At 73.9% G+C, this 12,526-nt stretch carries 10 protein-coding genes; 1 reads left to right on the plus strand and 9 read right to left on the minus strand.

Annotation, left to right across the window (positions count from 1 at the left end; all coding sequences use genetic code 11):
- Positions 1 to 8: 8 nt before the first annotated feature.
- Positions 9 to 1,112, minus strand: a complete 1,104-nt coding sequence (locus NHG27_RS04545) for a LacI family DNA-binding transcriptional regulator (protein WP_497014888.1) — start codon at positions 1,110 to 1,112, stop codon at positions 9 to 11.
- 101 nt (positions 1,113 to 1,213) lie between these two features.
- A complete protein-coding gene (locus NHG27_RS04550; RefSeq protein WP_497014889.1) occupies positions 1,214 to 3,187 on the minus strand; it encodes a glycoside hydrolase family 127 protein in 1,974 nt (657 codons plus the stop codon).
- A 96-nt stretch (positions 3,188 to 3,283) separates the two neighbouring features.
- Here NHG27_RS04550 and arfA point away from each other — a divergent pair, with 96 nt between their 5' ends.
- A complete protein-coding gene (arfA, locus tag NHG27_RS04555; RefSeq protein WP_497014890.1) occupies positions 3,284 to 4,828 on the plus strand; it encodes an arabinosylfuranosidase ArfA in 1,545 nt (514 codons plus the stop codon).
- Between the two features lie 120 nt (positions 4,829 to 4,948).
- On the opposite strand, the gene NHG27_RS04560 is transcribed toward arfA, so the two are convergent.
- The 7 genes from NHG27_RS04560 to proC all read right to left on the minus strand — a co-directional run bounded on the left by NHG27_RS04560 (position 4,949) and on the right by proC (position 12,484).
- Positions 4,949 to 5,200, minus strand: coding sequence for a hypothetical protein (locus tag NHG27_RS04560; protein ID WP_497014891.1), 252 nt, complete (start codon positions 5,198 to 5,200; stop codon positions 4,949 to 4,951).
- A 55-nt stretch (positions 5,201 to 5,255) separates the two neighbouring features.
- On the minus strand, positions 5,256 to 6,245 hold the full coding sequence (locus NHG27_RS04565) for a glycoside hydrolase family 43 protein (RefSeq protein WP_497014892.1): 990 nt from the start codon (positions 6,243 to 6,245) through the stop codon (positions 5,256 to 5,258).
- Positions 6,242 to 7,750, minus strand: coding sequence for an L-arabinose isomerase (araA, locus tag NHG27_RS04570; protein ID WP_193718189.1), 1,509 nt, complete (start codon positions 7,748 to 7,750; stop codon positions 6,242 to 6,244). Before araA ends, NHG27_RS04565 begins: the two co-directional genes overlap by 4 nt.
- Before the next feature lie 100 nt (positions 7,751 to 7,850).
- Positions 7,851 to 8,711 carry an L-ribulose-5-phosphate 4-epimerase gene (locus tag NHG27_RS04575; RefSeq protein ID WP_497014893.1) on the minus strand — a complete coding sequence of 287 codons (861 nt, stop codon included), beginning with the start codon at positions 8,709 to 8,711 and terminating at the stop codon, positions 7,851 to 7,853.
- Between the two features lie 19 nt (positions 8,712 to 8,730).
- On the minus strand, positions 8,731 to 10,344 hold the full coding sequence (locus tag NHG27_RS04580) for a xylulokinase (protein WP_497014894.1): 1,614 nt from the start codon (positions 10,342 to 10,344) through the stop codon (positions 8,731 to 8,733).
- Between the two features lie 206 nt (positions 10,345 to 10,550).
- Positions 10,551 to 11,621, minus strand: coding sequence for a LacI family DNA-binding transcriptional regulator (locus NHG27_RS04585; protein WP_227747943.1), 1,071 nt, complete (start codon positions 11,619 to 11,621; stop codon positions 10,551 to 10,553).
- The gene (proC, locus tag NHG27_RS04590) at positions 11,618 to 12,484 is read right to left on the minus strand and encodes a pyrroline-5-carboxylate reductase (protein WP_497014895.1); all 867 of its coding nucleotides are present in this window, start codon (positions 12,482 to 12,484) and stop codon (positions 11,618 to 11,620) included. Before proC ends, NHG27_RS04585 begins: the two co-directional genes overlap by 4 nt.
- Between the last annotated feature and the right edge of the window lie 42 nt (positions 12,485 to 12,526).

Below are 12,526 nucleotides of genomic sequence, written 5' to 3' on the forward strand. Positions count from 1 at the left end.
CGGGTGGGTCAGTTCCCGGCAGCGCGCCGGACGACCTCGACCGTCTCGGTGCCTCCCGGCTGGACCGACACCACGCGCTCGCCGCCACCGGGCGGGACGTCGCCCGTCGACTCCCTGCCGACGACCGACGAGTCGGGGACCACCCGGCGGAAGGGCGCCTGCGGCTCGTCGGGCCGGGCACCGATGCGCTCGACGAGCAGCTCGACGGCCGTGCGGGCGATCTGCGGCCGGCCGGGCGAGACCGAGCTGATGGTGGGGACCGAGTAGCGCACGTCGTCGACGTCGTCGAAGCCCATGATCGCGACGTCACCCGGGACGTCGACGCGGCGCGCGTGCAGCGCGTGCAGCGCGCCGAGCGCCATGGCGTCGTTGAGCGCGAAGACCGCGTCGATCTCCACGCCGTCGTCGAGCATGCGGCCCATGGTCTCCGCCCCCGTCGAGCGGTGCCACAGGCCGGCCTCCCCCACGAGGCGGGGGTCGAGCGGGATGCCCGCGTCCGCGAGCGCCTGCTCGTACCCCGCGAGGCGCAGCGCGGCGGACCCGACGGACTCGCCCGCGTGGGCCCCGACGACCGCGATCCGGCGGCGGCCCAGCGAGAGGAGGTGCTCGGTCGCCGCGTAGGCGCCGGCGACGTTGTTCATGGTCACGTGGTCCGCGGGCGCCCCGAAGATGCGCTCACCGAGCACCACGAGGGGGAAGTCGACGTCGAAGTGCTCGAGGTCGTCGGGACCGAGGGCGAGCGGCGAGAAGACGAGCCCGTCCGTGAGGTGCCGTCGATGCCCGGAGAGCACGTCGAGCTCTCGCTCGCGCGAGGCGTTGGTCTGTTCGATGAGGACCGTGAGGCCTTGCGCGTCGGCCGCCTGGATCACGGAGTCGGCGAGCTCGGCGAAGTACGGCAGGGAGAGCTCGGGGACGGCGAGCGTGATCATGTCCGTGCGGCGCGTGCGCAGGTTCCGGGCGGACACGTTGACGCGGTAGCCGAGCTCCTGGATGGCCTTCTCGACCCGGTCGCGGGTCGAGGGGCGGATGTGGGCGTAGCCGTTGACGACGTTGGACACCGTCTTGATCGACACGCCTGCCCGCGCTGCGACGTCGTGCATCGTCACCGGCATCCGTCTCACTCCTCCTCGCTCCCGGGGCGGCAGCACCTCGGGCGTCAACTGTGCCACGGGGTCACGTCCCGCGGTCTGCGCCGCACCGGCGCCGTCGGGGGTCACCGGTCACCAGCCGTGGGGAGCCAGACGCGCATCGCCCCCTCACCGCGCTCGCCCCACAGAGCGTAGGGGACCGCGACGAGGTCCACGACCACGTCGGTGCCGGCGTGCTCGTCACCGTCCTCGGCGCCGTCGCGCGCGTCGGCGTAGAGAGGCGCGTCCGGGACCGCGGGGCGCGCGAGGCCGCGCGCCCGCAGGGTCACGGGGGCGTCGATCCCGTCGACGGGCCCCGCGACGCGCACGGGCGAGCCGAGGTCGAGCACGACGTCCTCGAGCGCGACGCCCGGCACGTCCACCTGCTCGACGCAGTGCACGACCGGGCCGCGCACCAGGGCGACGCAGCCGCGGACCGCGTCGACCCGGGGGTGCGCACGGACCGCACGGACGTCGAGGGGAAGGTCGAGGAGGATCTCTCGCACCCCGTCCGGGCCGGGAACGACCGTGGCGTAGCCGTCGACGACGGCGGCCTCGCGCGGTTCCCCGTCGACGACGAGGCGCACCCGGGCGGGGTCGGCCCAGCCCGGCACGCGCAGCGCGACGGGCGCGTGCCACGGGTCGACCGAGCGGACCGTGACGGTCCCGTCGTCGGGGTAGCGCGTGCGGATCTCGAGCCGCGCCGACGACGTCCCGGGGGCCACCCCTGCGGACGGCAGGACGACGTCGGCGTCGGTGTACAGGTGCACCGCGAGCGTGCCGTCCTGGCGCCCGGTCGCGACGTAGTGGTGCAGCGAGGCGACCAGGCGCGCGAGGTTGGGCGGGCAGCACGCACACGCGAACCAGGGCAGCCTGCCCGACGGCGAGTACTCGCTCGAGCCGTCGTGCCCCTCGCGCACGTGGAGCGGGTTGGAGTAGAAGAAGCGGGTGCCGTCCGCGGACGTCGCTCCTGCGACCACGTTGAGCAGGGCACGCTCGAGCTCGTCGGCGTAGCGGCCCTGCCCCGTCGCGAGGAGCATGCGCCAGCACCAGTGGACGCTCGCGATCCCGGCGCACGTCTCGGCGTACGCGCGGTCCGGCGGCAGCTCGTACGGGTCGCCGAACGACTCGTCCTTGTGCCGCGACCCCATGCCGCCCGTGACGTGGGCGCGTCGGCCGTACGCGTCCTCCCAGAGTCGTTCGAGCGTCGTGAGCCACGCGGGGTCGCCCGTCTCGAGGTAGACGTCGGTCACGCCCGCGAGGAGGTAGAGCTGCCGGACGGCGTGGCCCGTGACCTCGGTCGAGGCGAGCACGGGCTGCGCGTCCTGGTGGTAGCCGGGCTCGAACGGCCCGGAGCCGAGCCGGCCGTGACCGCGCAGGTCGATCATGCAGACCGCGGCGTCGAGGTAGCGCGGGTCGTCGGTGTGTCGCGCGAGCTCGACGAGAGCGGTCTCGACGCCGGGGTGACCGCAGACCAGCTCCTCGCCGTCGACGAGCCGGGCGACGACGTCGTCGGCCCAGCGGCGACCGACCGTCAGCAGGTCGTCGCGCCCCTGGGCGCGCGAGCGGGCGATGCCCGCCTGGAGCAGGTGGCCCAGCACGTACAGCTCGTGGCCCCAGCGCAGGTCGGCGTAGGGGGTGCCCGAGGGCGCGGCCCCACCCTGGACGTGCGAGTCGAGGTAGCCCGTGGGGTCCTGGACCGTACGGGCGAGGTCCACGATCGCGCGGACCGTGTCCTCGTGAGGGTCCGTGCCCGTGCGGCCGGCGTCCCACGCGACGGCCTCGAGCGTCTTCCAGGCGTCGGAGTCGGCGAAGTTGAAGCCGCGGTACGGGCCGTCGTGGCGTGCGGGGTCGCCCTCGTCGAGCAGTCGCCGCAGGTTGTCCAGGACACCCGAGGACTCGAGCGCGTCGAGGCAGTGCGGCACGGTCGCGCGTGCGCTCGCGGCCTGCCACGCACCGAGCCCGGCGTCGGTCCCGAGGATCACCGAACCGGCGGGCAGGGGGGCCCAGACGGCGTGCGGGACCCGCCCGCCGACCGGGCCTCGGGCTGTCGTCGTCATGAGGTCTCCTCCGGGTTCGGCGTCGTGCTCAGGTAGACTCTACATCGTTGTAAAGCACCCCCGGCCCCGCCGGGACGACCACAAGCGAGGATCCCGATGACGCACCTCCGCGCCCGTGTGGCGCTCCACCCCGACTTCCGGGTCGGCCCGATCGACCGCCGCCTCTTCGGCTCGTTCGTCGAGCACCTGGGCCGCGCCGTCTACACCGGCATCTACGAGCCCGGGCACCCCACGGCGGACGAGCACGGCTTCCGCCGCGACGTCGCCGAGCTGACCCACGAGCTCGGCGTGACGATGCTCCGCTACCCCGGCGGGAACTTCGTCTCGAACTACGTCTGGGAGGACGGCGTCGGCCCCGTCGAGGACCGCAAGCCCTTCCTCGACCTCGCGTGGCGCACGGTCGAGCCCAACACCGTCGGGACCGACGAGTTCCTCCGGTGGGCCGAGCGCGAGGGCATCGAGCCCATGATGGCCGTCAACCTCGGCACGCGCGGCGTCGCGGCGGCCGCCGCCCTCGTCGAGTACTGCAACGGCGAGGCCGGCACGCGCTGGGCCGACCTGCGCATCGCCAACGGGCGGGCCGAGCCGTATGGCGTGCGGCTCTGGTGCCTCGGCAACGAGATGGACGGACCGTGGCAGATCGGCCACAAGGACGCCCACGAGTACGGCAAGCTGGCCGCCGAGGCCGGCAAGGCCATGAAGCTCGTCGACCCGAGCATCTCGCTCGTCGTGTGCGGCTCGTCCTCGATGCAGATGGACACGTTCGGCGAGTGGGAGCAGACCGTCCTGTCGTACACCTACGACCTGGTCGACCACATCTCCATGCACGCGTACTACGAGGAGTTCGCAGGGGACCGTGCGTCGTTCCTCGGGTCCGGCACGGCCATGGACCGGTTCATCGACCGCGTCGTGGCGTCGGCCGACGCGGTCGGCGCCGCCCGCCGCTCCGACAAGAGGATCACCATCTCGTTCGACGAGTGGAACGTCTGGTACCTGCAGTCCCGCTTCCCCGGCGAGACCAACCTGCCCGTCCAGCGCGACGCCCCGCGCATCATCGAGGACGTCTACTCGGCGCTCGACGCCGTCGTCGTCGGAGACCTGCTCGTCACGCTCCTCAACCACGCCGACCGCGTGCCCGTGGCCGCGCTCGCACAGCTCGTCAACGTCATCGCACCCATCATGACCGAGCCCGACGGCGAGGCGTGGCGCCAGCCCACCTTCCACCCGTTCGCCACGACCGCCCGCCTCGCACGCGGAGAGGTGCTCGACGTCCGGGTCGAGGTCCCCACGACCCCGACCAGGGCGCACGGCGACGTCCCGCTCGTGACCGCCGCGGCCACGCACGACCCCGCCACCGGCGCCGTCGCGCTCTTCCTCACCAACAGGTCCGCCGAACCGGTCGACGTCGACGTCGACCACCTCGGGCTGAGCATCGACCTCACCGAGGGGTGGCGCATGGTCGCCGACCACGAGGCCGCGGTCGAAGGACCCGCGCACGCGCGCAAGGTCCTCGACGCGTGCTGGTCCGCCGTCGACGTGGCGTCGACGACCCGTTCCTCCCGTGCAGGCGCGGCACGCACGACCGTCACGCTCGACCCCGAGTCGTGGACGGCCCTGTCCGGGACCCTCTCCCACGCCTGACCACCCGCACCCCGCCGGACGATCCCGGCCCCCGCCCGGCGGGGTGCGCACGTCGTCGGGAAAACTCGGGAAGACTCGTCGGGATGCCTCGTCGGGAGGCCGGGCCCGGCGACCTGCCGGTCACAGGACCCAGAGGGTCCGTCCGAGCCGGTCGCGCACGGGCTCGTCCGTCTGGTCGAGCACGGAACGCACCCAGACCACGGACAGCCCGCCGGACGTCGCGATCTCGTCGGCGCTCGCGCCGGCCGCCGACGTGCCGCGCACGAGCCTCGCGAGCTCCCCGAGCCGCGCGCCGTCCCGGAGGTCGTCGGCCGAGGTGGTGCGCGCCAGCTCGTGGAGCCGGACGAGCTCTGCCTGCGCGTCGGGACCCATCGTCCGAGCATAGGCCGGGCCGCGTCGGCGGCGCGGGCGGCGCCTCGGTGTCGCGTCAGCGCCCCCAGGCGCGTGCGATGCGCTGCCACTCGTCGCCCCGCAGCGGGACGACGACGCCGTGCTTGGTGCGGTCGGGCAGGTCGAAGCCCCCGCCCGCGGGTTCCCAGCGGCCCGACGCGAGGTCGTCGGTGACGAACGGCCGGTAGCCCTGGCCCCCGTCCCCGTACTGGTCGACGAACAGGTACCAGCGTTCGGCGTCGTTCGCCCGGAACACCAGCGGCCCTTCGACGTCACCGAACAGGTCCGCACCGATGCGCTCGGCCAGCACGGTCGCGTCGTCGGACAGCGCGTGCGGGACCACGTCCATGTAGAGGCCGCGCCCGCCCGGGCTGTTGTCCTTGTGGAACCGGTACACGCGCCCACCGTGCTCGATCATGGTCGTGTCGATCGTGGTGCGGCCCGTGTCGAGCAGGACGCGCGCGGGCGAGAACGTCTCGAAGTCGGTCGTGGTGGCGTACAGCACGCGGCTGTACGACTCCCCCGCGTGCGCGTCGTCGTCGGGCCCGAACAACGTCGACGACCAGTGGACGACGAACTGCCCGGCCCGCTCGTCCCAGAAGGACTCGGGCGCCCACGCCATGCCCGCCCGGGCAGGCGCGACCTCGATCAGCCGCGGCTCGGACCAGCGCACGAGGTCCGCGGACCTCGACACCACGAGCGACCTGCTCCCGTGCCGCTGCCACGCGTCCCACCCCGCGTCGTCGCCGCCGAACACCCGCAGGTCGGTCGCGACGAGGACGAACCCGTCCCCCGTGCGCACGACGTGCGGGTCGCGCAGCCCGGTCGTGCCCAGCCGGGACTCGAGCACGACGCCCAGCCGGTCCCACGCCGTCGGGTCGTCGCCCCGGCTGAGCGAGCAGTGGACGGTCTCACGGTGCTCGTCCGGGTCCTCGACGAAGTGCACCAGCAGGTAGCCGAACGCGTCGGCCCGCCCCTCGCGGGGGCGGACCGACGCGTCCGGCGAGCCCGAGGCGGATCCGCTCACAGGCCCTGCGCGACGCGGAAGTAGACCTGGTTCCAGCGGACCTGGTCACGGAAGCCGCGGCGCGTGGTGCTCTCGTCGATCACGAGCAGCTCGGTGCGCGCCATCTCGGCGAACACCTCGAACGCGTCGATGCCCGCGGCGGTCGAGAGCACCGTGTGGTGCGCGCCGCCCGCGGTGAGCCAGGCCTCGGCCGACGTCACGAAGTCGGGTCGCGGCTCCCACACGGCACGCGCGACGGGCAGGTGCGGCAGCGGCGCGCTCGGCGGGACGACGTCCACGACGTTGGCCGTGAGGCGGAAGCGGTCGCGCATGTCGGCGAGCGAGACGACGACGCCCACGCCGGGGTCGGCGTCGAACACCATGCGGACCGGGTCCTCCTTGCCGCCGATCCCGAGCGGGTGGATCTCCACGCGCGGGCGCGACGTCGTCAGGGACGGGCAGACCTCGAGCATGTGGGCGCCCAGGATCTTCTCGCTGCCGGGCGTGAGGTCGTACGTGTAGTCCTCCATGAGCGACGCGCCGCCGGGCAGCCCCTCGCCCATGACCTTCGCGGCGCGGACCAGCACGGCCGTCTTCCAGTCTCCCTCGGCACCGAACCCGTAGCCCTTGGACATGAGCCGCTGGACCGCGATGCCGGGGAGCTGGCGCAGGTCGCCCAGGTCCTCGAAGTTGGTCGTGAACGCCTTGGCCCCGACCGACTCGAGGAACGTCTCGAGAGCGATCTCCTGACGGGCGGCATAGCGCAGCGACTCGTGCCGGTCGCCGTCCTTGCGCAGCTCCTCGGCCACGTCGTAGAGGTCCTCGTACTCGGCCACGACGGCGTCCACGTCCGCCTCGGAGACGGCGTCGACAGCAGCGACGAGGTCGTTGACTCCCCACGTGTTCACGCTCACACCGAAGCGCAGCTCGGCCTCCGTCTTGTCCCCCTCGGTCACGGCGACGTTGCGCATGTTGTCGCCGAACCGGGCCAGGCGCAGCTCGTGCGTCGCCGCCCAGCCCGCGGCCCCGCGCACCCATGACCCGACACGTGCCGTGACGGCCGGGTTCGACACGTGCCCGACGACGGTCGTGCGCGCCACCCCGAGCCGCGTCGCCATGTACGCGTACTCACGGTCGCCGTGCGCGGCCTGGTTGAGGTTCATGAAGTCGAAGTCGATCGAGTCCCACGGGAGCTCGACGTTCGCCTGCGTGTGCAGGTGCAGCAGCGGCTTGCGCAGCGCGTCGAGCCCCCCGATCCACATCTTCGCGGGGCTGAACGTGTGCATCCACGTCACGACGCCGAGCACGCGGTCGTCCGCGTTGGCGTCGAGCATCGCGCGCCGGATCGACGAGGCGTCCTTCAGGACGGGCTTCCAGACGACGTTCGCCGGGACGTCGGCGGACGCGTCGAGGGCGCGCGCGACCTCCTGCGACTGCTCCGCGACCTGGCGCAGCGTCTCCTCGCCGTACAGGTCCTGGCTGCCGGTGAGGAACCAGATCTCGCGGTCCGCGTAGGGCTTGCTCATGGGGTCCACATCTTTCGTGTCGGTGGGGTCGGCCCCCGCGTCGGTGCGGGGCCGGGTGTACGGGTGAGGGGGTGCGCACTGACGCGCCGCCCGCCGCGCGTCAGTGCGCGGGCGGCTGACCGTAGACGTGCTGGTAGCGCGTGTAGAGCGAGTCGACGTCGGACTGCTCGATCCGGGTCGGGTCGCCGAGCTGGCGGCTGACGTGCACGGTCCGGGCGACCTCCTCGCACATCACGGCCGCCTTGACGGCCGAGCGGGCGTCCTTGCCGATCGTGAACGGCCCGTGGTTGCGCATGAGCACCGCGGGGCTGCGGGACTCGCGCAGGGTCTCGACGATGCCTCGCCCGATCGAGTCGTCGCCGATGAGCGCGAACGGCCCCACCGGGATGTCGCCGCCGAACTCGTCGGCCATCATCGTCAGGACGCACGGCACGGGTTCGGCGCGCGCGGCCCAGGCCGTCGCGTACGTCGAGTGCGTGTGCACCACCCCGCCCACCTCGGGCATGTGGCGATAGACGTAGGCGTGGGCCGCGGTGTCCGACGACGGCGCACGGTCCCCCTCGACGAGGTTCCCGTCGAGGTCGCACACGACCATCGACTCGGGCGTGATGTCGTCGTAGGACAGGCCCGACGGCTTGATGACGAGGAGGTCACCACGGCCGTCGGCGCCACCGGGACCCTCGGCGGCGCGCACGCGCTCGGACACGTTGCCCGCCGTCCACACCACGAGCTCCCAGCGGGGCAGCTCGGCGTGCAGCGCGGCCACCCGCTCCTTGGCGGCGTCGACCGCGGCGCGCAGGTGGGCGGGCACGCCCGGCGGCGGGGCCGTCGGGCTTGCGGCAGGGTGGCCGGGACCGGTCGCGCGGGACGGGTCGGCGGCCCCGGTCGCACCGGCCGGGCCGTCGGAGCCGGCGGGGCCGGTCGGCCCGCTCGCCTCGGTCGTCGTGGGCAGGGTGCTCATGAGATCTCCTTCGTCGGGGTCAGAGCGCGTCGACGGCGGCGCGCTCGACCGCGAGGCCCGCGTCGTAGCGGTCGAGGTAGGCGGCGAAGCCCGCCGCGTCCACCGGGTCGGGCCGGGCGGTGTCCAGCTCGGCCGTCGCGAACACGTGCTCACGGAGGTAGGTGTCGAGGTCCTGGTCGTTCCCTCCGGCCACCGAGCGTGCGTAGGCGGCGAGCACCGCGATGCCCCACGCACCGCCCTCGCCCGCTGTCCGCCCCACGGTCACGGGCGCGCCGATCGCCGCGGCGAGCAGCCGTTGGGCCACGCCCTCGGTCCGGAAGATCCCGCCGTGCGCGAACATCGCGTCGAGCGCGACGCCCTCGGCCGCGAGCACGCGCATGCCCAGGGCGAGCGTGCCGAACGCGCTGTAGACCTGCGTGCGCATGAAGTTGGCGAGGGTCAGCCTGCTGCCGGGCGTCCTGACGACCAGGGGGCGCCCTTCCTCGAGCCCGGTGATCGGCTCACCCGAGAGGTAGTTGTACGCGAGCAGCCCACCGCCGTCCGCGTCGCCGTCGAGAGCGGCGCGCAGGATCGCGCCGAACACGTCGTCGGGCGCCGCGGGGGTGCCGAGCGCGGACGTGACCTCGCCGAACAGGTCGGCCCAGGCGGCGAGCTCGCTCGCCCCGTTGTTGCAGTGGACCATCGCGACGAGGTCGCCCGCGGGGGTCGTGACCAGGTCGAGCTCGTGGTGGCGGGCGGCGAGGGCGTGCTCGAGCACGACCATCGCGAAGATGCTCGTGCCCGCGCTGACGTTGCCCGTGCGCGGCGCGACCGAGCTCGTCGCCACCATGCCCGTCCCGGCGTCACCCTCTGGGGGGCAGAACGGCACGCCCGGGCGGAGGGCGCCCGTGGGGTCGAGCCAGGCCGCGCCCGCGGGGGTCAGGCTCCCGGCGTCCTGACCCGCGACGAGGACCTCGGGCAGCAGGGGCTCGACCGCGAGGCCGGGTGCGCGCGTGGCGACGAGCCCGTCGAACGCGTCGAGCATGCGGCGGTCGTACGTGCGCGTCGCGGGGTCGACGGGGAACATGCCGGACGCGTCGCCCACCCCGAGCACCGGGCGGCCGGTGAGGGCGCGGTGGACGTACCCGGCGAGCGTCGTGAGGGACGCCACCCGGGCCACGTGGGGCTCGTCGTCGAGGATCGCCTGGTACAGGTGGGCGACGGACCAGCGCAGCGGGACGTTGTGGTCGAACAGCTCCGAGAGCTCGGCCGCCGCTTTGCCCGTGGTCGTGTTCCGCCAGGTCCGGAACGGGACGAGCTGCTCGCCGTCGGCGTCGAACGCGAGGTAGCCGTGCATCATGGCAGAGACCCCGATCGCCCCGAACGTCGTCGGGCGCACGCCGTACCGGCGCTCGATGTCGGCGACCAGGTCTGCATAGCAGTGCTGCAGCCCCTCGCGCACCGCGTCGAGCGAGTAGGTCCAGGTGCGGTCGAGGTACTCGTTCTCCCAGGCGTGGCTGCCGCTCGCGACGGGGGTCCCGTCCGGGCCGACCAGGCACGCCTTGATCCGCGTCGAGCCGAGCTCGATCCCCAGTGCGGTGTTCCCGGCGACGACCGACTCCCTGAGGTCGACCACCTCGTCCTGCTGCACCATTGCTGTCTCTCCTCGTCGCATCGTCGCGCTCGGCTACGTCCTGGCGTGAATGTTAGCGCTCACACGCGAGGTTTCGCCACCCCGTCGACGGCCTGTCGGGAGGATCGAGGTTCTCGAGGGCGCTGAACGGCGTCCCGCCGCGGGAGCGCGCCCACGTCTCGAGCGCGGCGCGCGGGCGGTTCAGGCGGGCGGCGGCGCCGGGCGCCTCAGGTGCGCGGCGCGGCCGAGCTCGCCCGGGTCACGAGGACCGGGGGGATCTGCGCGGACTCCGGGGTCGCACCGGCGAACGCGTCGAGCAGCAGCGCCATGCAGCGGCGCCCCAGCTCGTCGAAGGGCTGACGGACGGTCGTGAGCGGTGGGATGAAGTGCGCCGAGCCCTCGACGTCGTCGAACCCGACGACCGACACGTCGCGCGGGACCACGACGCCCGCCTCCCAGAACGCCTGCAGGACGCCCAGCGCCAGGTGGTCGTTGCCCGCGAAGACCGCGCTCGGCCCGTCCCCCGCCTGCACGCGCCGGGCCAGGTCGCGCCCGACCTCGTAGCCCGCGTCGGACGACCAGGTGCAGCGGATCATCTCGCGCTCGGCCTCCGGCACCCCGCGCGCGGCGAGCGCGTCCCGCCACCCGCGCGCACGTTCGCGCGCGTCGAACCAGTCGAGGGGGCCGCTCAGGTGGACGACCGTCCGGTGCCCCAGGTCGAGCAGGTGCTCGGTGGCCAGCCGCGCCCCCAGCCGTTGGTCGACCGCGATCGGCAGGATGCTCGCGGCGCCGGCGTGCGGGCCGCCCCCCGGCGTCTCGCCCGGCTCGCGGGCCGCGATGAGGATGACCGGCACCGCGGCCCGGAACGAGTCGACCGCCGACGCGACGTCCGTCTGGGGGGCGATGACCACGATCCCCTCGACGGCCTGCGCCATGAAGTGCTCGAGGACCGTGTTCATGGTCTCCGCGTCGTAGCTGCGGATCGTCGCGACGGACACGAAGTAGCCGTGCTCGCGCGCCGCGCCCTCGACCGCGATGAGCGTGCTCGTCGGCCCGTACAGCGCCGAGCCCGTCGTCACGACGCCGATGGTGCCGGAGCGTGCCGTGACCAGCGCCCGGGCCGCGCTGTTGCGTCGGTACCCGAGCCGCGCGATCGCGTCGAGGACCCGCTCCCGCGTCTCCGGGCGCACGCTCGGATGGTCGTTGAGGACGCGCGACACCGTCTGGTGCGACACCCCGGCGACCTCGGCGACGTCGGACATCGCGGGGGGCCGGGTCCGTCCGTGCTCGCCGTTCATCGTTGCGCCTCGAGAGCCGCGGCGAGCTCCTGCGACCGGTCGCGGGCCGCCTCGAGGGCCGAGAGGAACGAGGCCCGGACCCCGCCCGCGTCGAGCTCCCGCAGCGCGGCGACCGTGGTCCCTCCGGGCGACGACACCTTCTCGCGCAGGATCACGGGGTGCTCGCCCGTCTCGTCGAGCATGCGGGCCGAGCCGAGCACGGTCGCCGTGGCGAGCTCGAGCGCGACGGCCCGGGTCAGCCCGAGCAGCACGCCCGCCTCCGCGAGCGCGTCCACGACGTAGAACACGTAGGCGGGGCCGGAGCCGGACAGCGCCCCGACCGCGTCCTGGTCCTTCTCCGCGACGCGCACCACGAGCCCGGTCTCGCCCAGGAGCCGCTCGACCAGGGCGACGTCGTCGTCGCTCGCGGCCGAGCCGCCGCTGACCGCGCTGACGCCCGCACCGATCACGGACGGGGTGTTGGGCATGACGCGCACGACCGCCGTCCCGGCCGGGAGCCGGTCCTCGTAGAACCGCGTCGAGAGCCCGACGACGACGCTCACCACCACGGTCCCCTCGCCCAGGTGGGGCGAGACCTCCGCGAGCAGCGCGGCGACGTCCTTGGGCTTGACGGCGACCACGACCACCCGCGCCCCCCGGACGGCCCCGGCGTTGTCGGTCGTCGTGCTCGCACCGTAGCGCTCCCCCAGCTCGTGGCCCCGCTCGGGGCGGCGCACGGTCGCGACCACCTCGGACGCGGGCCAGCCGGCGCGCAGGGCCCCGGCCAGCACCGTCTCCCCCATGACGCCGGTCCCCAGGACCGCGAGCCGTGGGGCGGGCCCCGGGGTGAGCTCCTCGTGGGTCGTCGTGGGCGTCGAGGACATCGTCGTTCCTGCTTCCTGGTCGTGCGTCCCGGTCCGTCGGCC

This window comes from Oerskovia sp. 140933, from assembly GCF_059651515.1.

What these genes read in the sequence shown, in the direction of transcription:
- NHG27_RS04545 (WP_497014888.1), bottom strand. Translation starts at nt 1,112, where the DNA reads ATGCCGGTGACGATGCACGACGTCGCAGCGCGGGCAGGCGTGTCGATC.
- NHG27_RS04550 (WP_497014889.1), bottom strand. Translation starts at nt 3,187, where the DNA reads ATGACGACGACAGCCCGAGGCCCGGTCGGCGGGCGGGTCCCGCACGCC.
- arfA (WP_497014890.1), top strand. Translation starts at nt 3,284, where the DNA reads ATGACGCACCTCCGCGCCCGTGTGGCGCTCCACCCCGACTTCCGGGTC.
- NHG27_RS04560 (WP_497014891.1), bottom strand. Translation starts at nt 5,200, where the DNA reads ATGGGTCCCGACGCGCAGGCAGAGCTCGTCCGGCTCCACGAGCTGGCG.
- araA (WP_193718189.1), bottom strand. Translation starts at nt 7,750, where the DNA reads ATGAGCAAGCCCTACGCGGACCGCGAGATCTGGTTCCTCACCGGCAGC.
- NHG27_RS04575 (WP_497014893.1), bottom strand. Translation starts at nt 8,711, where the DNA reads ATGAGCACCCTGCCCACGACGACCGAGGCGAGCGGGCCGACCGGCCCC.
- NHG27_RS04580 (WP_497014894.1), bottom strand. Translation starts at nt 10,344, where the DNA reads ATGGTGCAGCAGGACGAGGTGGTCGACCTCAGGGAGTCGGTCGTCGCC.
- NHG27_RS04585 (WP_227747943.1), bottom strand. Translation starts at nt 11,621, where the DNA reads ATGAACGGCGAGCACGGACGGACCCGGCCCCCCGCGATGTCCGACGTC.
- proC (WP_497014895.1), bottom strand. Translation starts at nt 12,484, where the DNA reads ATGTCCTCGACGCCCACGACGACCCACGAGGAGCTCACCCCGGGGCCC.